We start from the raw sequence: 19,818 nt of genomic DNA, 5'->3' as shown, positions 1-19,818 counted from the left end.
TATAGTTGCCCCATGTCGTCCCTGGAGCTGCGCCATCTGCGCTATCTGCTCGCCGTCGCCGACCACGGCAACTTCACCCGTGCCGCCGAGGCCCTGCACATCTCCCAGCCCACCCTGTCCCAACAGATCAAGCAGCTGGAGCGCACGGTGGGTGCCCAGCTCCTGGACCGCACCGGACGCACCGTGCGGCTCACCGACGCGGGGGAGACGTATGTGCACCACGCCCGCCGCGCCCTGCGGGAGCTGGCGGCGGCCGAGCGTGCCGTCCTGGACGTGGCCGACCTCTCCCGCGGCCACCTGCGCCTGGCCCTCACCCCCACGTTCACCGCCTACCTCATCGGGCCCCTGGTGGCGGAACTCCACTCCCGCCATCCCCACATCACCCTGAACGTCCGGGAAATGCCGCAGGATCACATCGAATCCGGTCTGCTGGCCGACGAAATCGACCTGGGCATCGCCTTCCACGGCCCCCATCTGCCCGGCGTCACCGCGACCGCCCTCTTCACCGAAACCCTCAGCCTCGTCACCGGCGCCCGCCGGACCGACAGCGGCGAGGAACCGCCGCCCGTCCGGCACCGGGCGGACGGCCGTACGGCGCCACTGTCCGTCCAAGAACTGACAGGTCGCCAACTTGCCCTGCTCAGCGGCGACTTCGCCACCCGCGGCCATATCGACGCCTACTTCGCCGCGCACCAGGTGCAGCCGCGTATCGCGGTGGAGGCCAACTCCCTCCAGGCGCTGACCGAATTCGTCCAGCGCACCGGGCTGGCCACCGTCCTGCCGGACGCCATCACCGACGACCACCCGCACCTCGAAACGGTCCCCCTGGAGCCGGCCCTGCCGCCCCGCACCGTCACTCTGCTGCGCCGGGAAAACGCCTACCAAAGCGCCGCCACCCGCGCCTTCACCCACCTCACCCAGCAACTCGTCCGCACTCGCGGCTACACCCCCGCCTGAGGAATCGCCGCCCCTCTCTGCCGGAATCGCCGCCTACGGATTGGCCGCCTGCGGAATCGCCGCTCGACGACCGGGAACACCGGCGCCGGAAGGAGCGCCGCGGCCCCGACCGCAACGCCACCCTGCGCACCGTCTGCCGGCGGCGGAACCTCGATGATGCACGCCCGGGCCGGGGCGACCTCGCTCAGAGCGCCCTTGTCATGAACGTACTGTTCGGGTCGGGTCGATAGTCCGCGAAGGGGTCGCAGTAATGGAACCCGAACTTCTCGTACAACCTTCGGGCGGGCAGGAAGAATCCAGCGGCACCGGTCTCCAGGCTCAGCCGTGCGAACCCCATGCGTTGCGCCTCGGCGATGATGTGCTCCAGCAGCCGCGAGGCGATTCCACTCCTCTGCCGCGTCGGCCTCGTACGCATCGACTTCAGCTCCGCGTGGCCCGAGTCCAGTCTCTTGATCGCGCCGCAGCCCACCAGAGTGCCATCGTCCGAGGCCGACCAGAACGTTATGTCGGGCTTCCGAAGGCTGTCGAGGTCCAGGGCGTGTTTGCTCTCCAACGGCGTGAGGGACCGCATTTGCTGGACGTGTTCGTCGAGAAACCCGGCGATCTCCGGACCGGAGAGGTCGTCCACCACGATCTTCAACGTGCTCACCTTTCCTCGACTCCTGTCTTTGCGGGGTGCCGGGTCAGTCGGCTCTCGACTGTCGGATGTCGGATGTGCGTGCAGATGTGCAGACGTGCAGACGTGCAGACGGGCCGGCGTGCTGCGCAACGACACTATGTTGATCTTGACGGCCAAACCAGAGCTGTTGGCTCGTCGCGGTGGGCAGCACCGGCGTTGAGCAACTCGCCGCGCCGCGAGCCAGGCGGCGCAATCTCGCCCTGGGTGCGCCGGCCCTGATCGCCGTCGGGGGAGTCGGAACCACGCGCACAGCCTGCACTTGAGCCTTCCGGCCGTGAAGATCACGGACGCCTGGGGACGGAGCTGATGGCGGAGCACGGTCCGGCCAGCCCATGCCTGTGTGGCCACATGCCAGGAGGGTTGCACCTCCGGCGTGAGGGCCGCGATGCCCGGTGCCGCACAGGGCCCGCGCGAAGATCAAGGGCAGCCCCCTTCATCGCGAAGAGAGGGCTCCTCATGAGCACGACCATTCAGCCGTGGCTGACGCCGCGGATCCCTGCCGCACTCGCCCAGGGCTCCCTGCCGGGCGGGCTTCCCACAGCCGCGACCGTTGCAGCCCTTGCCCAGGGGGGCCCGGCGCTCCAGCCGTTGCCCGCTTCTCTCATGGCGGTCACCGTCACCATCCCCGCCGGCGTCACCCCGGTAGCGGTGGCGGTGGCGCCCAACGGCAACGTCTACGTCACCAACGGCGCTACGTCCAATGTCACCGTCATCTTCCCCGCCCCCACGGTGACATCGATCAGCCCGGCGCAGGGGCCGGCCACGGGTGGCACAGTGGTGACGATCACCGGTACGAATTTGTCCGGTGCCACGGTGACGTTCAACGGCAATGCGGCAACCAACCTGTTCTACAACGCCGACGGTACGCAGATGATCGCCACCACCCCAGGCCGGTGTTCCCGGCCCGGCCACCGTGATGGTGACCACCGCGGCCGGCGCCGTCACCCTGCCCGGCGCATTCACCTACGTCGCCGCCCCCACCACATCCAGCATCACCCCCGCCCAAGGGCCGGTCGCCGGCGGCACGTTGGTCACCATCACCGGCACCGACCTGATCGGCGCCACCGTCACCCTCTGCGGCCGCCCGGCCTCCAACGTCATCGTCAACCCCGCCGGCACCCAGATCACCGCCATCACCCCGCCCGGAACCCCCGGCCTCTGCCCCGTGGTCGTCACCACCCCGAGCGGCACCAGCACCGTGCCAGGCGGCTTCACCTACCTCGCCATCCCGGTGCTGACCTGCATCACGCCCGGACAAGGCCCCGCGGCCGGCGGCACTGTGGTCACGATCACCGGCACCGGGCTGACCGGTGCCACCGTCACCTTCAACGGCGTCCCCGCCACCGCGGTCTCCGTCAACCCCGCCGGCACCCAGATCACTGCCACCCCCCCCGCCCGGCAGCCCCGGAACCGCCGCCGTCACCGTCACCACCCCCGGCGGCACCGCCACCCTGGCCTGCTGCTTCACCTACCAAGCCGTGATCACCCCGCACGCCACCAGCCTCACCGCCACCCCCGCCCTCATCCAGCTCTTCCCCCTCCAACTCCACTTCCCGTTCCTGACCGCCACGCTGACCGCCACGCTGACCGACACGGTCACCGGACTGCCCGTCCCCGGCCAGATCATCACCTTCAGCACCGGCGGGCACTTCCTGGGCACCGCCATCACCGACGCCAACGGCACGGCAAGCCTCGTCGAGATCCTCAGCCTCCCGCTGATCATCATCAACGGCGGTTACGACGCCACCTTCGCCGGCACCCCCACCCTCCAACCCTCCACCGTCCACGCCCCCTTCCTCGCCCTCTGACACTGCCCTGGCGCCCCATCTGCGCACAGCCCACCACCCACAGCCGGGGTCAACGGCCATGGGCCCGCCGTGAGAAGGACCGGCCCGCACGACACACCGGGCCTCCACCGTGCACGAAGAACGCGATCCGTGTTCCTGGCCACCCACATCGGGCGACCGCGCACACGGATCGCGTTCGCACACCGTCCCCGAGGGGGCAGCCAGAGGACGAGTGCCGGTCTTCGCGGGCCCGCTACGTGCCCTCAGGCCCGAGGGGCCCGGGGGAGTACGTGGCCTGATCCACGAAGATCGACAGGCGAGGTCAGAAGCTGCTTTTGGACCTCGGGCTGACGGCGTGTCCGGATCGCCGAACGACCTCGTGTGCGGCTCACTCGCCGACGGATACAATGCGAACGTAAATCTTGAGCGCTGTCACACTGCTGGACCGCGCCCGGCACGCGGGTGTCCGGACCGTCCACGTGGCCGGGGCAGGGTCTCATCACCACTGTCCAGTGCTGAAGGACCAGGTCCGGCAGATGCCTTCGCATAGGCGACGAATTGCCTCAGGGAACGCAATCGCCAGGCTTCGGTTGGCCGAGCGTGAGACGGACGCGGACGGGGTATCGGCCCGGCCGAGCGTCAGCCGGCGCCCAGAGGAGAACCAAACGATGCTTCTGGGCCGGCGTGCCGAGCGTCAGGCGATCGAACGGCTACTCGCAGACGTGCGGTCGAGGCGCAGCGGCGTGCTGGTGGTGCGCGGTGAGGCCGGTATCGGTAAGACCGCGTTACTGGAGTATGCCCATGGCGCCGCGTCGGGGTTCCGGGTGGAGCGTGCGGCCGGTGTGGAGTCCGAGATGGAGTTCGCGTTCGCGGGCTTGCACCAGTTATGTGCGCCGTTGTTGGACCGGCTGGGTGCGCTGCCCGAACCGCAGCAGGCCGCCCTGGGTGTGGCGTTCGGGCTGCGTGCCGGGGACCCGCCGGACCGGTTCCTGGTCGGGCTGGCCAGCTTGGGTCTGCTGGCCGAGGTCTCCGAGGAACGGCCGCTGCTGTGCTTGGTGGACGATGCGCAGTGGCTGGATGCGGCATCCGCACAGACCCTTGCGTTCGTAGCGCGGCGGGTGGACGCCGAGCGGGTGGCGCTGGTGCTCGCGCTGCGCGACCGCAGCCCCGACCCGAGCGACGCTCACGCCTTCACTGGGCTGCTGGAGCTGGGCTTGGACGGGCTCGGTGAAGCGGATGCGCAGGCGTTGCTCGCCACAGGGGTCAGGACACCGCTGGATGAGCGGATACGTGACCGGATCATCGCCGAAGCGCGGGGTAATCCGCTAGCGCTGCTGGAGCTGCCCCGAAGCGCGGAGCCGGCGAAGCTGGCGGGTGGATTTGGGCTGCCGGATGCACTGAGCGTGCCGCGCAGGATCGAGGAGAGCTTCCAGCACCGGTCACGCAGCCTGCCGGCCGAGACGCAGTTGCTGCTGCTGGTCGCGGCGGCTGAGCCGCTCGGGGACACGGCGCTGCTGCGGGGTGCGGCCGAGTACCTGGGCATCGACGCCGAGGCACCTGCACCGGCGAAGGCGGCGGAGTTGCTGGAGATCGGCGCCCGGGTGCGGTTCTTGCATCCGCTGGTGCGCTCGGCGGTCTACCGTGCCGCCGCACCGTCTGACCGGCGGCGCGTGCACCGCGCGCTGGCTGCGGCGACCGACCCGCAGGCCGACCCCGACCACCGCGCCTGGCACCGCGCGCAGGCCACGCTCGGGGTCGACGAGACGATCGCGGTGGAGCTGGAGCGCTTGGCCGGCCGGGCATGGACCCGCGGCGGGCCGGCCGCCGCGGCCGCGTTCTTGGAACAGGCGGTGGTGCTGACCCCCGAACCCGCCGACCGTGCACGCCGGGCGCTGGCCGCCGCACACGCCACGCACCAGGCCGGCGCGTCCGAAGCCGCCTTGGAGCTGCTGACGGTTGCGGCCGCCGTACCGCTGGATCCGCTGGGACGCGCCCGGGTGGAGCTGCTGCGCGCCCAGATCGCGTTCGATACGACGCGGGGCAGCGACGTGCCCGGGATGCTGGTGGACGCGGCCAAGACGTTCGTCCCGCTGGATGTCGCGATGGCCCGCCAGACCTATCTGCAGGCACTCGAAGCGGCCGTCGTCACTGATTCCTTCGGCCGCGGTCGCAGGGTGCTGGAGGTGGCCGAAGCCGCCCAGGCCGCGCCCACACCGCCGCACCCGCCAGGGGTGGTGGACCTACTGCTCGACGGGCTGGTGACCAGGGCCACGCAGGGATACGAGGCGAGTGTGCCCAGCCTGCGGCGGGCACTGGGGGCGCTCGGCAACCACGATCGCACTCCCCGCACCGCGGCAGCGGACGACAGCCGCCGCTGGCTGTGGCTGGCCAGCCGCGTCGCGGTGGCGCTGTTCGACGACGAGACGGTGCATGAGCTGGCCGGCCGCCGCGTCCGGCTCGCCCGCGAAGCGGGCGCACTGTCCGAGCTGCCCGCCGCGCTTGACTACTTCGCCGTCGTGCTCGTGCACACCGGCGAGCTCGCCCACGCCGCCGAGCTCCTCGCCGAGGCCACCGCGATCCAGCCGGCGACCGGCACCGTCACCGGGATCGTGCTCGCCGCCTGGCGCGGCCGGCAGGCCAAAACCACCGAGCTGTACGCGGCCATGGTCCAGGACGCGTCCCGGCGGGGCGAGGGCGCGGTGGTCACCGTGGCCCAGTACACGCTGGCCGTGCTGCACAACGGCCTGGGCGACTACCGCGCCGCGTTCGAGGCGGCAGCAGGCCCGAGCGACTCCGACGAGCTGGAGCACAGCAACCTGGCCCTGCCCGAGCTCATCGAGGCGGCCGTCCGCGCCGGTGAACCAGCCCCGGCGGCCGCCGCGCTGGAGCTGCTCAGCTCGCGAACTCGCGCCAGCGGCACCCAGTGGGCGCTCGGTCTTGAGGCGCGCTCGCGAGCGCTGATCAGCACCGGGCCGACCGCCGAGGCGCTGTATCGCGAGGCGATCGAGCGGCTTGGGTGCTGCCGGATGGTGACCCATCTCGCTCGCGCCCACCTGGTCTACGGCGAATGGCTGCGCCGCGAAGGCCGGCGTCAGGCCGCCCGCGAGCAACTCCGTACCGCTCACGAACTGCTGTCCGGCATGGGCGCAGAGGCATTCGCCGCCCGCGCCGCCCGTGAGCTGCGCGCCACCGGCGAGCGGCCACACAAGCCAACTGCCCGGCCGACCGATGCGCTGACCGCCCAGGAGCTGCACATCGCGCGGCGGGTGGCCACCGGGGCCACCTCCAAGGAGGTCGGCACGCAGCTGTTCTTGAGCCCGCGCACCATCGACGCGCACCTGCGCAACATCTTCCGCAAGCTGGGCATCACCTCCCGCCGCCAGCTCAGGGACATGCAGCTTCCCTGACCCCCGGGCCGCCGTGTACCCGAGAGGTATAGGCGATGTTCGCCTACGCCACCGGCCTCCCGCCCGAGAGGTGTAGGCGATGTTCGCCGATGCGACCGCGGTGCGGCAGCGCCGAGCATGAACACGCGTCCGGGACAGCCGCCCCGGACAACGGTCGGACGGGACGTACTGACAGAGATGTGCTGTACCACGGTGCTGCGTCGCTACCGGCGGCGGACAGCACAGCTACGCCACATCCGACCGACTGGACTGCCCGCCCGGCCTGCTCACGAATTCCTGATGACCGCACACTGCGGCACACAGATCGACGAGAGGAAGACGGAAAGACATGAAGAAAACTCTGGTGGCCGGTTTCATCGCGGCAGCGTGTGTGACAGTAACGACGGTTGGCCTAGGAGCGACACCGGCCAGCGCCGTTCCCAACGACTGCCCCAAGAAGTACGTATGCGTCTGGGACAACAGCAATTACGAAGGACGTTTCGTCTTCGTTCCCGGAACTGAACGTCCCAATGTCGGGGAATACATGAACGATCGGACGACCTCCCTCAGGAACCGCACCGGTTCCCACGTCTGCTTCTACCAGAACTCGGACGGCAAGGGATCCCTCCTGGCGAGGGTGAGCCCAGGCGAGTCGCGCCCCAACATCGGAACGACGGCCAACGACAGGATCTCCTCGTGGAAGGCCTGCTAGCCAGGGCCGCTTTTCGCCGGAGCTTCACACCCCGCCGTTACCAGCGACGCATGTCCGGGTGGGCGCAGGCCAACGGACGCTGACCCGGGCAGCATGGGAGTGCTCCGCGCTGGAAGTAGCCCGCTCGGGACAGTTCTACTCGGTTTGCAGGCCGAGTAGAACTGTCCCAACGGCTTACCGGGAGACGACCGGCTGATGTCCGATCAGGAGGCGGCGCCCTACACGACACCGGCTTCGAAGCCGCCTGCTCGATACAAGCGTTGGTACTGCGACAGGCGACCGTACAGCGAGCCCGACGGTGTCCTGGCCATGCCGACTGCCCCGGAGATGGACGGCTGGGCCCTCTTCGACGCTGTGGCCACACGTCGTGGAGCATTGCCGCCCGCATGACTTCGGGCGCTGGCTGGTGCTGGTGCTGGTGCTGGTGCGGGGCCGTGGCCGATGCCGGGTGTTGAGCCGGAATCGCCCAGCCGGACTGGCGCACGGTCAGAGTTCGAGAGCAGCACCTGTTCAGCGGCTTCCTGAGTTTCCGGGGCGAGATGGGTCCGGCCGGGTCATTCGCCGGACTCCCGAAAAGTGTCCGTGCTGTTCGCCAATTGGCAGCCAGCCAGCCAGCCAGCCAGTCGGTCAGTCGGTTGAGGCCGAGTTCAAAGGAGTGTTGTACGGCGTGCCGCCTTGCCGGCAACGACTCAAGGACTGCGTCGGTGTCATAGGCGGAGCCGAGGGCTGATTGCTTAGCCCACCTGGCCTCACGGGGTGGCGGGGCGGGCAGCGACGCCACTCTGACGTGCTTCCATCTCGTCATGGAGGTGCTCACGTGATGGCCGCAGACTCACAGCAAGACAGCTATCCGCATACGGGTGCGCCGCGGCGGCGTGTACTGGCCGCGGCGGCCCTGACTCCGATGCTGGCCGGTGCCGCAGCCCCCGCTCGTGCCCTGACCACCAGGGCGGACGAGGCGAGGAGCCGCAGGCTGGTCCAGCCGGTCCGCACTGCCTTGTCGGACTGGGAGGAGGTGGCCAACGCGCTCGGGCGCAAAGGCGATATGAAGCGCAACTTGATGTATCACACTGCGCTTCCGCGCCATGACCTGCGGGTGCGCTCCCACCGCATCGGCGTCAAACCGGCACTCGCTCTCGGCTCGCATTTCTCCTTCGTCCGGTACACCGACAAGAGCACGCTGTTGATGGGTGACTTGGTGGTCACCGAGCAGGAAATGCAGCCGTTCATCGACGTCCTGCACAAGCACAAGATCGGGCAGACCGCAATCCACAAGCACCTGCTCTCCCAGGCTCCCGACATCTGGTGGATCCACGTCCATGCACACGGTCACCACCCGGTGGCCCTCGCCCGCGGCCTGCGCGCCGCGTTCGACCGCACCGGCACCCCGCCCCCGCTGCCGCCGTCCCGGCGGAAGCCCGTCGACCTGGACACCGCCGGCATCGATGCCGCACTGGGCGTCAAGGGCTCCGTCGACGACGGCATCTACAAGTCCATCTTCGTCCGCCGTGAGACCATCACCGACGGTCATCTGGTGCTGCCTGCGGGACTGGGATCGACCAGCGCGTTCAACTTCCAGCCGCTGGGCGACGGCCGGGCCGCGATCAGCGGCGACTGCGCCATGATCGCCAGCGAGGTGCAAGACGTCCTGGTGGCGCTGCGGTGTGCAGGGGCCGAGCTCGTCGAACTGCACAACCACGGCTTGACGGACGAACCCCGCCTGTTCTTCGTCCACTTCTGGGCCGTGGGTGACGGCGTCAGACTCGCCCGGGCCCTGCGCCCCGCGGTGGACGCCACCAACGTCGTACCGGTCGGCTGACCCCGCGCGGGCAGCGGGGCCGACCCTGTGGACCACCTCAGCGCTCGCCCTCGGCAATGTCACCAGCGCTCACCGTCGTCACACCCCCACCGACAGGTCCACCCTCAGCCCCCGTTCTCTTCCCGGAGGGCCCGCCGACGCACGCCCGATACCGCGCTTCGCCTCAAGAGTCCTGCGCTATCTCCTCGGCCAGTTCGTACTCTTCTTCCAGTGCTTCGGTGACCTTCTCCCACAAGGCGGATTCCACGAGCGGGTCCAGCTTCCCGATCGCCGTGCGGAACTCCGCCAGCGCGCTCAGCGGCTCCCTCCCCTCGAAGCGCTGAGCGAACTGCGCGGCCAGCCCCAGGGCACCCGCCAGCGTCTGGAGGGAGGAGTGTGCCTCGCCCGCATAGCCCGCCGCGTGGTCCCAGCCGTTGGGGTCGTACAGATCGACACACCCCACCTCGCCGTCCACCATCAGGGAGAACTCCTGGCACTTGCCGAACTCGAACGCGTACTTCGTGGGCGGTGAGTCGTCGTCCGGGGTCCGCTCGCCGAACAGCTCGTCAGGGTCTTCGGCCCACGGGCCCTCGGTCTTCAGCCTGCTCGAGTCGAAGTCGACGAATTCGAGAAACCCGTCGATCCGTACTGAGGGGAAGCCGACCGTGGTGAGGAACTTCCTTGTCCCCTCGTGCTCCAGCCGCTCGGGCAGATCCGCCTCTGCAGGACGCCACATCGACCCCACTCCGAAACAGGACTCCAGCCACTCCGTCGTGGGGTTCCGGGCCGCCGCCATCAACTCATCCATGCTCACATGGTCTCCCTGGCCGTTCTGCTGATGTGTGACACCCACAGTGAACCTCAGGGCACTGACAACCGGGTCTGACGGGACCCCCCTCTCCAGCGGCGTCAGGCGCTGGGCGAGGGGCGGGCTGCAGGCGCCAGATCACGTCAACGCCCGTCTCACCCGGGGCCGTAGGCCCTTCCGACACCTGCACACGCTCCACCTCGGTGAAACCCAAGCGCCGGGCGACGGCTCCGCTGGCGGGGTTGGCCTCGTCGTGATGGATCTCGATGCGGTCGACGCCAGACATCCGGCGGCCCGCCTCCACCAGGGCAGCAGCAGCCATGGTGGCCAACCCCTTGCCCATCCACGCGTGGTGGAGCCAGTAGCCGATGTCCAGCCCGCCCGGACCGATCCGGCGCATCAGACTGGAGCTGCCGACCGCTACACCACCCGTGGTGATCGCGTAGTGGTACGCCTCCTCCGAGGCCCACTCCTCCTCGCACCGGGTCAGAAATGCCTCACCCTGCTTCCGGTCATGGCTGGCCGCGAAGGGCATCCAGGGGAGCAAGTGATCACGTGACTCGGTGATCAACCGGTCCAGGACCTCGATGTCTTGCACACGCCAGCGACGTAGCTCGGCCTGGTCCGAGCGGAGGATTTCAGCGGGCTGTTCCATGGCCAAGATCCTGACGGCGCCTCATCAGATCGACAACGCAATTACCAGTGTGCAACGCAATTGCCGGTGGTCAAAGAGCCAGCCCTGCCACCTCGCTACCTCCGTCATCGCGTGGCCGGCGGCGCTGCCGTCATCATGTCTCCTGGCAACCACTGGCGCCGGATGGTGGAGTCAGAGCGCGTGATTCAGCCGGTGGACGCTTCCGTGTCGCGCAGACCTACGCAGTCCAGCGCCCAGAAGGTGTCGGAGTAGACGAGGGTGCCCGTCATCCAGGGTTCGTGTGCTGCGAGCCGGGCGACTTGGAATGCCGGAGGCGGGATGCGCAGCGACGGTGAGCGGAAGCCGATCGTGTCGGCGCGTTCGAAGCCGCGCTTTCCGTAGTAGCGCGGCGAGCCTTCGAGGAAGACCAGTGGTGCGTGCTGGGCATCGGCCGCTGCGAGGGCGTGCTCGACGAGCCGGGTGCCGATTCCCTGGTTCTGGAATTGCGGGAGCACTCCCAGCGGCGACAGGACCAGGACGTCCACGATCCGGCGCGGGGCGTCGAGCCGGCCGGCGCTCAGCAGGACGTGTCCCACCACCTGTCCCTCGACCGTGGCGACGAACGACATCGGCGCCAGGGGCGCTTGCGCGCGGCGAAGGGCATCCGCGAGAGCCGGCACATGCTCATCGCCCTCGAACGCGGCCAGGTGCAGCGCGCGTACCGCCGGATGGTCGTCACGGTGCTCCTGCCGGATCGACGCTTCTGCGCTACGCGGAACTGCTCCGGTGTCATCTGTGGTCACGGCCGCGAGAGTAGAGGGCATCACACCATCCATGCCATCCAATTCCGGGACCGCAGATCCGCACCTGCTCAGGCGGCGGCTGCGACCGGCTGAAGCGTGGGCGCAGCGGCACCCGGCCACCTCGATCGCTCGTGTCGCCTCGTGAAATCCGCGAAGCCCCTGTCCCTTTCGTTGCATTGGGCCTCCGGAGACCACTTCGTTGGCACCGCAGGGCGGGTCTGCGTCTGCGTGCCTTCAGCTGCCCGGCGCTGGGGGCAGGGGCAGTTGGCGGGAGTCGGTGGCCAGGGTGCGGATTTCGGTGGCGACGGTGTCCCACGTGCATGCGGGGATTTCATGGCCTACTTGCGGCAGCAGGACCAGGCGCGAGTGGTGGATCCGGGAGGCGATTGCCTTGCCTGCGCTGGGCTTGATGAGCGGGTCGTCCTCCCCGTGGAGGATGAGCGTGGGCCGGGTGACGGCGCTGATCGGCGGGCCGTGCCATTGGGCACCGATCTGGCGGCTCTGTGCCTGCTGGTCGTGGATGCCGCGGTCGGCGTTGCGCTCGGCCGCTTCCCGTGCGGCCGGCTCGTCGAAGGGGCGGTGGGGTGAGGCGAGGAGGCGGGAGACGGCAACGCCGGCCGCGACGGCCCCCTCGGGGGTGTCGGGGAACTTCAGGCGGGCGAACTTCGCCAGGGTCCTCATCCGTATGTACCGCATGGCCCGCAGTCCCGAGGTGTCACCGGGTACGGCGGCCATGGAGGTGAGGCTTCGGACGCGGCCCGGGTGCCGCAGCGCCACGCGTTGTGCGACGGCTCCACCGAGGGAGACGCCCAGCAGGTGTGCCGACCGCCACCCCAGTGCGTCCAAGACGGCGACGGCATCATCTGCCATGTCCTCCGCCGTGTATGCCTCTTCACGCTTGGCGAAGAGTGCGGAGATGGGGTTGCGGGTGGGGGTGGCCGGCAGGTGGGTCGACTCGCCGCCGTCGCGCTGGTCGTACCGGGCCACGGCGAAGCCCTGCGCGGCCAGCACCCGGCACAGCCCGTCCGGAAACCACAGCCGGTTGGCGCCCAGCCCCGTGGCCAGCAGCAGTGGCTCACCGTCGGCCCCTTCGGTCAGCGAGTCGAAGGCCAGCCGCACCGCGCCGTTTTCAGCCCAGCGGACCGGGCTCCACAGGTGTTTCGGGGTTGGGGACACGAGAACCTCCCATAACTGTGACCAATAACTGCGATCGGTGTTCGCGGTTTTAGAGTAGTGGAGACACCAGGGGAGCGGAGGAGGCGGGTGGACGAGTGGCTCAGGAACCTGTGACGGTCTGGGCGCGGGCCGGACGCGGTGCCCGCGGCCCCGTGGCTGTCCACAGCCACGCAGAGCTGACCGCTGTCGCCGTCGAGCTCGCGGACCAGGGCGGGCTGCCGGCGGTGTCCATGCGCCAGGTGGCCAAGGAGCTGGGAACCGGCCAGGCATCCCTTTACCGCTACGTCTCCGGCCGTGACGACCTGCTCGACCTGATGACGGACGCGGTGACGGGAGAGATCGACCTCGACGTCCCGCTCCACGGCGATCCCGTGGAGGACTTGGTCGCCCTGGCGGCCCGGGCCAAGGCCGTCCATCTGCGGCACCCCTGGCTGCCCGACGTCCCGCCGGAACCTCTGCGGCTGGGGCCGCGGGGCATGGATTTCCTGGAATACGCGCTGCGGGCGATGGCGCCAGTCCGGCTGCCCGGCCGGACCAAGATGGAAATCGTCGCCCTGATGAGCGCCTTGGTCGCGCAGTTCGCCCGGGCAGAAACCCAGGTCGGCCGCGCAGCCACCGACCGCCAGGCGGCGCAGGCCGCCTACCTGACCCGGACGGCCTCCCACGGAGATCATCCACATGTCGCGGCCGCCATGGCCGATCACACGGGAGCGGACCCGGCAGAAGATCCCCAGCTGCTGTTCGAGCGGACCATGCACCGGGTGCTCACCGGGCTCGTGCTCGTCGACATCACTGCGGCCGAGGCCGACGAGGAGACCGAAACGTAGGCCCGAGGCCCGGCGGCCGCCGCCGCTACGTGGCGGTCGAGGCCGGTCTCGGACGAAGAGGGCCGGCCGCTCAGCCCCGAATGCGCCAGGGCCGGTAACCCTGCGGCCCTGGCCCCGCGGCCCCGGTCCCGCCCTCGCAGGCACTGAGTGTCACACGCAGCGGTGCCCGGCCTGTGCCGCGGAGCCACGGCTCACACGGCCTGGGACGGTCTCCCGGCGAGAACGCGACGCGCGCACCCGGGCTGAGGAGCACGAGCGGCAGCGGGCTCCGGAGGATGCCGCCGCCGCGGAAGACCGAGCAAACGAGCAGGTCGGCGCCACAGCCCTTCTGGAAGCTGCTCTGCCCCGGATGACCAATCGCGATGTCGGCTGTTTGGCTGCGGCGGAGGTGTCGACGCGGACAGTTCCGTCGTCGTGGGCGTGCAGGGAGGCATCATGGTCTGATGAGGGTGTTGCCGGTGTGGTCACGGGTACGCCGTTGGGTACCGGCCGTGGTGATCGCTCTTGCGGCGTTGGTGGATCTGCTGACGCCTACCTCGGTGTCATCAGCTCCTCTCTTGGCCGTGGCGCCGGTGACGGCGGTTTCGCTGTTCGGCCCGGTGGGGATCGTCGGTGTCGGCCTTACGGCCATGGTGGTGCAGGCGGGCCTGGCGTTCGTCGCCGGCTCGTACGACTGGCAGGGCGACGCGGCGGTTCAGATCACGCTGGCGTCCGTCACCGCGCTGGCGGTCGGCTTGAACCGGTCCCTGCGCATGCAGCACGCGAGCGCGAGCCGGGCACGCTACGCCGCGGAGGTGGCCCAGCGGGCCGTGCTGCCCAGCCCTCCGAGCCGGCTGGGGGACCTGCGGATCGCCGCCCGCTATGTGCCGGCCGAGGACATGGCGCTGATCGGCGGCGATCTCTACGTGATGCAGGAGACTCCGTTCGGGGTGCGCGCCATGGTCGGCGACGTGCGGGGCAAGGGGCTCTCCGCCGTTACGGCGGTCAGCGTCGACATCGGGGTCTTCCGCTATGCCGCCGACCATGAACCCGACCTGCCTGCCCTGGTGGGGTGCATGGAAGAGGCCCTGTGGCGCGAAAGCCAGCGCCGGGAGGGCCTGGATGCGACGGAGGGGTTCACCACTGCCCTGATCGTTCAGTTCGCCGACGATCTGAGCCAGGTCCATATCGTCAACCGCGGCCATCCCGCCCCTGTGCTGCTGCATGCGGACGGCCGGGCGCGGGTGCTGGAGCCGGAGGAGGCGGCGCCGCCCTTGGGCATCACCGGTCTGGGGGACTGGTCATCACCGGTGGAGACGTACCCGTTCCCGCCCGGGGCGATGCTGCTCTGCTTCACCGACGGCGTCACCGAGGCGCGTGATCCTGCCGGCGTCTTCTATGACCCCGCGGACCGGGTCCCGCGTATGGTGCAGTCCTACCTCCGCCAGACCAGCCATTTCCCGGACCCCTCGACGGTCCTCGACCTCCTGGCCCGCGACGTCAGCCGCCACAGCGGCGGTGCACCCCAGGACGATCAGGCCCTGCTCGCGCTGCACCGGCCGCTGCCACAACAGGATCTCCTCGCCCGGCCTGGTTGACGGCCGGCCACCGGCGGCCCGGCGTTCCACCCGCGCGGCCATGCAGACCTCCGGCCACTGCCTCCTGTGCCCGCCGCCGATCGAAGTGGCTCAGAGATCAGGCGGCAGCGCGTCGCAACGGATCTACGGGCTTTCCCACACATCAGCTCACCGAGTCGGCGCCCACGTCAGCGTCCCTTGCTCGACACACCGCACCCGACCTCTTCCGGGAGCAGCGGCCGCACGTCCGCGAGGCGGATGTCATGGAGTGGCAGAGCGAGGAGCGCGGGTCTTCCCACGGCCTGACGGCGAAGGACACCCGTTCCCGACTTCGGCATTACACACTCCGGCACTGACCTCCGGGCCGCGGCGGCCCTACGCATCCGTCTCCGTCCCACCGCGGCCGCCTGTGCGATCGGTGGGGTAAGGGGTCGGTCAGGCAACCACCCAGGGGCTGCCCCGCTGCATCCGAAGCGGTGCGGCGTGGGGGTTGCTGACGGCCCTGCGGGGGTGCCCCTATGTCTTTGGTCAAGGGAAACGGGGGTGCGGCGGCTCGGCGAGCTGGGCAGCATGGCGGGGTGGCCGACCTGCTGTGGGATGACGTGAAGTCCTTCTTCGACCCGGACTTGATGGGGTCATTGCCGGACGTGCGTGTCCCGGATGCCTCGGTGGAGGACTGGCAGGCGGTCCTCGATCTTGTCGCGGAGAAGGGCTGGAAGTCCCAGTACTCCGAGGGAGGGTTGGTGCTTCCGGTGCCGCCGGCGGAGGCGGTGCTGTCCCGCCCGGCGGATGCTGAGTGCCCAGACCTGTGGGTCTGGCCGACGGCCGATGTTTTGGCGATCTTCCGTTTTCATACCGACGATGAAGTTGACTTCGACATCGACCTGCGGGAGTTGCAGGGTCAGGAGCGACTTGATGTGTTCTGCGGCTTCCTCCGGGAGATCGGGCGGCGGCTGGGCAAGCCGGTGCTGATGGCTCCGGAGGGCGACTATGGCCATCCGGTGCTCGGCTTCGATGTCGAGGCCGATCGAGTCGTGCTCCTCGCACACCCGCAGGTCAGGTGACTGAGGTCGACGACCACGAGCATGGTCCCGTGCTTGGCCTGGAGCTTCGCGAACAGCTCACGGAGCTTGGGCTCGGTATGGGGCAGGCGCTTGTCGAACGCCTTCTTCCCGGCCGGGGTGACGGCGGTGGCGTGGTGTTCGCCCTTGCCGACATCCAGCCCGAGGAAGACGTCGATGTCGCCGGTGTCGATCACGTGCAGGCCCCTCCATCACGCTTTCGTCCGGCCTGCCACGGCACCGAGCTGCCACATCCACGTTACGGAGAGCTCCTCCGACCCGGGTGAAACCGGTGCTCAAGCCCCTCATCAGCGGTCCGTCGATGCCTCCGGACCCGGTGACACCACCCCCCCCGGATCATCAACAACAAGGGGGGAGTCATGCCGGACCCGAAGGCCGGAGGCCCCATTGCGAAGCCACGAAAAAGGCAACGGGGGGCGGCTGCCCGGGGCGGTACGGGCATGACATGTCTGCCGCCCCCATGGCCGTTCTGCCGGCCTCATGCCCGTGATGGAGTGGAAAGCTGTTGCCGGCCCCGGGTTTTCCGACCGGTCGCCCTGGTTGGGGAGGGAGTCACAAGCAAGATCAACGCCCCCTCGCCGCACGCAAGATCTCTATGCTGACGACATGTTGGATATACCTCTTTCAGCGCTTGAAGTCGCAATGGTCCAGACGGGCACCCGAGCCGTGGATACTCTGCGCGACACCGCGGCCTTCGCACAGGGAGTGGAACGGCTGGGCTACCACCGGATCTGGTACGCCGAGCATCACCATTCGCCCGCCATCGGCGCGTTCCCGCCGGTGGTGTTGACCGCGCACGCTGCCGCTTCGACATCGGCCATCCGTCTCGGTTCGGGCGGAGTGCTGGCGCCCAACCACGCGCCGATCACGCTGGCGGAGCAGTTCGGAACGCTGGCTGCCTTGCACCCGGACCGCATCGATCTGGGCATCGGCCGTGGCCCTGGCACCTTCGACGAGGCCATCGCCCGGGCGCTGCGCCGCGGTGCCGGACCGACGACGGATGCGGAGTACGAGGGCGACGTGGCCGCGATCCTGTCCTTTCTGGTCGACGAAGTCGCACTCGGCCCGCTGCCGGAGCCGTGGCTGCTGGCCTCCAGCACCGCAGGTGCCGCTCTCGCCGCGGGACTGGGCCTGCCGATCGCCGTCGCACACCACATCCGGCCGGACAACACCCAAGCAGTGCTGGAGCGTTACCGGGCGGCGTTCACCCCGTCGCGCTGGTGCGAGCGGCCCCGGGTGCTGGTGTGCGTGGAGACGGTGTGCGCCGAGACGGAAGGGGAGGCCGCGTGGCGGATCGGACCGATGGACGTCATCAAAGCCGGGCTCCTCAAGGGCCTGAGCGAGATCCCCTTCCCCACACCCGCGGACGCCGCTGCCCACCACTTCACGGCGCAGGAGCGACAGGCGCTGGCCGGCTTCCGTGCACAGCAAGCCGTCGGGACCCCCGAGACCGTCATGCGTCGGCTCACACGACTGGCCGGTGAGACCGGAGCGGACGAACTGATGCTGACCACGCCCGTCTACGACCTCGGCGACCGCATTCGCTCCTACGAACTCATCAAGAAGTATTCCGAGGCCACGGCAGCACCGTAGGAACCACGTTGGGCGGTGCCGGTGCCGGTGCCGGTGCCCTCTCCCGCCGCGTGATCCGCAGCCACCATGGGCTACATCTCCCGGCGGGAGGGCACGCCGGGACTCAGCACGCACACGAGCAAGGTTCAACCCCAGGCTCTGAGCTTGTCTTTTAACCCCGGAATCGGACGTTGATGCTGCCCCGTGGTCTATCTGGGCTGCTGGGTGATGTTGACCATCCAGGTGATCCCGAACTGGTCGACGAGCGAGCCGGCCTCGTCACCCCATGACTGCTTCTCCAGGGGCAGCGTCACGGTGCCGCCGGCGGACAGCCTCTCGAAGTAGTCGCGGAGTTGGGCGTCGTCGCCGTCGAGGAAGACCGCGACGTTGTTGCCTGGGGTGTGGGGCATCTCTTCCCGAACGTCCCATGCCATCAGCGTGTAGCCGTCTGGGGTGCGGAGCGTGGCGTGCATGATCTTGTCGGGGTGAGGCACGTCCGGCGAGCCGTATTCGGCGTAGGTACCCATATCCAGCTGGCCGCCGAGGACGTCCTGGTAGAACTCGATCGCGTGCCGTGCGTTCCCGTTGAAGGCGAGGCACGGGTTGAGTTGAGATCCCATCTGATGCTCCTTGGCGTGAGTGATTCGAACGGCTTGAACGTAGCAACGGGCACTGACAATCGTCCGAGCCCTGGCAGCACGCCGGTCAGCTGACATCGACAGCTCCAAGATCCCCGGCAGAGTCGCTCAGCTTGTTATTTGATCTTTGCGGCCTTTGAGGCGATTGCGTTCGGTGATGATCTCGGGTCGCCTGGTCGTTTTGCCCACGTCGTGACGGGTGGTGAGATGACGGTTCCTGGACCCGACTGGCCTGCCTGGTCCGGGTGTTGCGGGTTTCGGTGCACGGGCTGGGCAGTGCAGGTGCGGGCGGAGGTTCCGAAACCCTCGGCGGACCCTGGCGGGGGTGAGGCGAGCTGGCTCGGTCGGCTTCTCCCAGGGTCGGCGGAGATCAGCAGCGGCCTCGCGGGTGAGCCGCAGCTGCGTGTGGGCCGCGATCACGAGCCACGTCCAGCGGTCCGCGGCCTCGGGGGCGCGGAGCTTCGGGCGGGCCCAGCCGAGCGTCTGCTTGATCATTCTGAAGGTGTGCTCAAGATCGAATCTGCGGAGGAACGAGCCAAGCTTGCTCTTGAGGTCGTCTGGTTGCGAAATGCGTAATAGGGCTCAAGGGATGCTGAGCAGGCCGCTGGTGCGGCTACTCATGGGCCGGCGGTGTGCTGGAGACGCACTGAGGACATGACCCTGAGCGCACCTGGACGAGGGGGACTCCACCGAGCTGCTGAGGAAGCGGCCGGCACACCCGCAACGCGTACCGCCGGATACGGGGGCGCTTGACCCAGTGACCCACAGGGGAGAGGGCCCTCAAAACTGCTGGCTGCACGGCAGTCCTCAGCCCTACTATGCCTGGTCATGATCACTCGCAGGGAAGACGGATACGAGGTCGCCACCGACCCGGAACGCCTCGACATCGACCTGGTGCACCACTGGCTCTCGACCGACGCGTTCTGGGCTCTGGGCCGCAGCCGCGAAACAGTCGAGCAGTCCATCCGCGGGTCGCTCAACTTCGGCCTCTACGACGACAGTGGCGCACAGGTCGCTTACGCACGTGTCGTCACGGACTTGGCGACCTTCGCCTGGCTCTGCGATGTCTACGTCGCCCCCACACACCGCGGCAAAGGCCTCGGCACCTGGCTCGCCGCTGCGGTCCGCGACCACCTTGCCCCCTACAAACTCAAGCGGACGCTCCTGTCCACCCTCGATGCCCACGAGGTCTACGCCAAGGTCGGCTTCGTCCCCTTCCCCGACCCTCAGCACTTGATGATCATGAAACCTGCGCAGTGAGCGTCCATATCTGAGCTCCGAATGCCGTGGTGCCGATGCGCAAGTTCGCCCAACGCCTCCGGTGGTACGTGGGGCTGAACCTCCGGCCCTAGGGCGCGTCGTTCGGATCATGGCGGGCTCGCGGGGTCTGGCACGCACTCCCC

17 protein-coding genes and 4 pseudogenes are annotated in these 19,818 nt (G+C 69.0%); 12 read left to right on the top strand and 9 right to left on the bottom strand.

The genetic code is table 11. The annotated features are described in order from the left end of the window. The first annotated feature begins 12 nt into the window (after positions 1 to 12). On the top strand, positions 13 to 957 hold the full coding sequence (gene cynR / locus SLV14N_RS00850; RefSeq protein WP_269470878.1) for a transcriptional regulator CynR: 945 nt from the start codon (positions 13 to 15) through the stop codon (positions 955 to 957). Positions 958 to 1,141: 184 nt separating this feature from the next. On the opposite strand, the gene SLV14N_RS00845 is transcribed toward cynR, so the two are convergent. Next, on the bottom strand, positions 1,142 to 1,597 hold the full coding sequence (locus SLV14N_RS00845) for a GNAT family N-acetyltransferase (protein ID WP_263272995.1): 456 nt from the start codon (positions 1,595 to 1,597) through the stop codon (positions 1,142 to 1,144). A 345-nt stretch (positions 1,598 to 1,942) separates the two neighbouring features. On the opposite strand from SLV14N_RS00845, the pseudogene SLV14N_RS38730 reads away from it, so the two are divergent. Next, positions 1,943 to 2,515 (top strand): annotated as a pseudogene (locus tag SLV14N_RS38730) (IPT/TIG domain-containing protein); the annotation flags it as partial. Between the two features lie 84 nt (positions 2,516 to 2,599). Here the strand turns inward: SLV14N_RS38730 and SLV14N_RS00835 are convergent. Next, entirely contained in the window at positions 2,600 to 2,851 is a 252-nt protein-coding gene (locus tag SLV14N_RS00835) for a hypothetical protein (RefSeq protein ID WP_263273425.1), read from the bottom strand. Here SLV14N_RS00835 and SLV14N_RS00830 point away from each other — a divergent pair. From SLV14N_RS00830 to SLV14N_RS00810, 5 genes and pseudogenes are all read left to right on the top strand, one after another. Then, positions 2,802 to 2,978 (top strand): annotated as a pseudogene (locus SLV14N_RS00830) (IPT/TIG domain-containing protein); the annotation flags it as partial. The gene SLV14N_RS00835 and the pseudogene SLV14N_RS00830 sit on opposite strands and share 50 nt — an antisense overlap. A 136-nt stretch (positions 2,979 to 3,114) precedes the next feature. Continuing rightward, positions 3,115 to 3,444 (top strand): hypothetical protein, encoded by a 330-nt coding sequence (locus tag SLV14N_RS00825; RefSeq protein ID WP_263267497.1) that lies wholly within the window; start codon positions 3,115 to 3,117, stop codon positions 3,442 to 3,444. A gap of 647 nt (positions 3,445 to 4,091) precedes the next feature. After that, the gene (locus SLV14N_RS00820) at positions 4,092 to 6,830 is read left to right on the top strand and encodes a LuxR family transcriptional regulator (protein ID WP_263267496.1); all 2,739 of its coding nucleotides are present in this window, start codon (positions 4,092 to 4,094) and stop codon (positions 6,828 to 6,830) included. 328 nt (positions 6,831 to 7,158) lie between these two features. Continuing rightward, positions 7,159 to 7,521, top strand: coding sequence for a peptidase inhibitor family I36 protein (locus SLV14N_RS00815; protein ID WP_208687497.1), 363 nt, complete (start codon positions 7,159 to 7,161; stop codon positions 7,519 to 7,521). An 820-nt stretch (positions 7,522 to 8,341) separates the two neighbouring features. Continuing rightward, complete coding sequence (locus SLV14N_RS00810) at positions 8,342 to 9,340, top strand: DUF1259 domain-containing protein (protein WP_208687498.1); 999 nt, start codon at positions 8,342 to 8,344, stop codon at positions 9,338 to 9,340. A 163-nt stretch (positions 9,341 to 9,503) separates the two neighbouring features. On the opposite strand, the gene SLV14N_RS00805 is transcribed toward SLV14N_RS00810, so the two are convergent. The 4 genes from SLV14N_RS00805 to SLV14N_RS00790 form a co-directional block, all read right to left on the bottom strand. Beyond that, positions 9,504 to 10,127: an SUKH-4 family immunity protein gene (locus tag SLV14N_RS00805; RefSeq protein WP_263267494.1), complete on the bottom strand. Its 624-nt coding sequence runs from the start codon at positions 10,125 to 10,127 to the stop codon at positions 9,504 to 9,506. Next, entirely contained in the window at positions 10,120 to 10,782 is a 663-nt protein-coding gene (locus SLV14N_RS00800) for a GNAT family N-acetyltransferase (protein WP_263267492.1), read from the bottom strand. Before SLV14N_RS00800 ends, SLV14N_RS00805 begins: the two co-directional genes overlap by 8 nt. Positions 10,783 to 10,967: 185 nt before the next feature. Next, positions 10,968 to 11,564 (bottom strand): GNAT family N-acetyltransferase, encoded by a 597-nt coding sequence (locus tag SLV14N_RS00795; RefSeq protein WP_263267490.1) that lies wholly within the window; start codon positions 11,562 to 11,564, stop codon positions 10,968 to 10,970. 234 nt (positions 11,565 to 11,798) lie between these two features. Further along, positions 11,799 to 12,740 (bottom strand): alpha/beta fold hydrolase, encoded by a 942-nt coding sequence (locus tag SLV14N_RS00790; RefSeq protein WP_263267489.1) that lies wholly within the window; start codon positions 12,738 to 12,740, stop codon positions 11,799 to 11,801. Positions 12,741 to 12,835: 95 nt separating this feature from the next. On the opposite strand from SLV14N_RS00790, the gene SLV14N_RS00785 reads away from it, so the two are divergent. From SLV14N_RS00785 to SLV14N_RS00775, 3 genes are all read left to right on the top strand, one after another. Beyond that, a complete protein-coding gene (locus SLV14N_RS00785; RefSeq protein ID WP_208687502.1) occupies positions 12,836 to 13,567 on the top strand; it encodes a TetR/AcrR family transcriptional regulator in 732 nt (243 codons plus the stop codon). A gap of 491 nt (positions 13,568 to 14,058) precedes the next feature. After that, the gene (locus tag SLV14N_RS00780) at positions 14,059 to 15,144 is read left to right on the top strand and encodes a PP2C family protein-serine/threonine phosphatase (protein WP_311044715.1); all 1,086 of its coding nucleotides are present in this window, start codon (positions 14,059 to 14,061) and stop codon (positions 15,142 to 15,144) included. 557 nt (positions 15,145 to 15,701) lie between these two features. Continuing rightward, a complete protein-coding gene (locus SLV14N_RS00775; RefSeq protein WP_263267488.1) occupies positions 15,702 to 16,187 on the top strand; it encodes a hypothetical protein in 486 nt (161 codons plus the stop codon). A 5-nt stretch (positions 16,188 to 16,192) separates the two neighbouring features. On the opposite strand, the pseudogene SLV14N_RS00770 reads toward SLV14N_RS00775, so the two are convergent. Then, positions 16,193 to 16,381, bottom strand: a pseudogene (locus tag SLV14N_RS00770) (transposase); the annotation flags it as partial. A gap of 430 nt (positions 16,382 to 16,811) precedes the next feature. Here SLV14N_RS00770 and SLV14N_RS00765 point away from each other — a divergent pair. After that, positions 16,812 to 17,798 carry an MsnO8 family LLM class oxidoreductase gene (locus tag SLV14N_RS00765; RefSeq protein ID WP_263267487.1) on the top strand — a complete coding sequence of 329 codons (987 nt, stop codon included), beginning with the start codon at positions 16,812 to 16,814 and terminating at the stop codon, positions 17,796 to 17,798. 188 nt (positions 17,799 to 17,986) lie between these two features. Here the strand turns inward: SLV14N_RS00765 and SLV14N_RS00760 are convergent, their stop codons facing one another. Both SLV14N_RS00760 and SLV14N_RS00755 read right to left on the bottom strand, forming a co-directional pair. Continuing rightward, positions 17,987 to 18,397 (bottom strand): VOC family protein, encoded by a 411-nt coding sequence (locus SLV14N_RS00760; protein WP_263267486.1) that lies wholly within the window; start codon positions 18,395 to 18,397, stop codon positions 17,987 to 17,989. Positions 18,398 to 18,523: 126 nt separating this feature from the next. Continuing rightward, positions 18,524 to 18,946, bottom strand: a pseudogene (locus SLV14N_RS00755) (transposase); the annotation flags it as partial. A gap of 297 nt (positions 18,947 to 19,243) precedes the next feature. On the opposite strand from SLV14N_RS00755, the gene SLV14N_RS00750 reads away from it, so the two are divergent. Further along, the gene (locus tag SLV14N_RS00750; protein ID WP_263267484.1) at positions 19,244 to 19,675 is read left to right on the top strand and encodes a GNAT family N-acetyltransferase; all 432 of its coding nucleotides are present in this window, start codon (positions 19,244 to 19,246) and stop codon (positions 19,673 to 19,675) included. Positions 19,676 to 19,818 lie beyond the last annotated feature (143 nt).

The organism is Streptomyces sp. Je 1-4 4N24 (assembly GCF_026239515.1).
Classification (GTDB): Bacteria; Actinomycetota; Actinomycetes; order Streptomycetales; family Streptomycetaceae; genus Streptomyces; species Streptomyces nigrescens.
This window is presented reverse-complemented; position numbering and strand designations above follow the sequence as displayed.

Coding starts and splice junctions, on each gene's coding strand:
- cynR (WP_269470878.1), top strand. CDS start 13: ATGTCGTCCCTGGAGCTGCGCCATCTGCGCTATCTGCTCGCCGTCGCC.
- SLV14N_RS00820 (WP_263267496.1), top strand. CDS start 4,092: ATGCTTCTGGGCCGGCGTGCCGAGCGTCAGGCGATCGAACGGCTACTC.
- SLV14N_RS00815 (WP_208687497.1), top strand. CDS start 7,159: ATGAAGAAAACTCTGGTGGCCGGTTTCATCGCGGCAGCGTGTGTGACA.
- SLV14N_RS00810 (WP_208687498.1), top strand. CDS start 8,342: ATGGCCGCAGACTCACAGCAAGACAGCTATCCGCATACGGGTGCGCCG.
- SLV14N_RS00805 (WP_263267494.1), bottom strand. CDS start 10,127: ATGGATGAGTTGATGGCGGCGGCCCGGAACCCCACGACGGAGTGGCTG.
- SLV14N_RS00800 (WP_263267492.1), bottom strand. CDS start 10,782: ATGGAACAGCCCGCTGAAATCCTCCGCTCGGACCAGGCCGAGCTACGT.
- SLV14N_RS00765 (WP_263267487.1), top strand. CDS start 16,812: ATGTTGGATATACCTCTTTCAGCGCTTGAAGTCGCAATGGTCCAGACG.
- SLV14N_RS00760 (WP_263267486.1), bottom strand. CDS start 18,397: ATGGGATCTCAACTCAACCCGTGCCTCGCCTTCAACGGGAACGCACGG.
- SLV14N_RS00750 (WP_263267484.1), top strand. CDS start 19,244: ATGATCACTCGCAGGGAAGACGGATACGAGGTCGCCACCGACCCGGAA.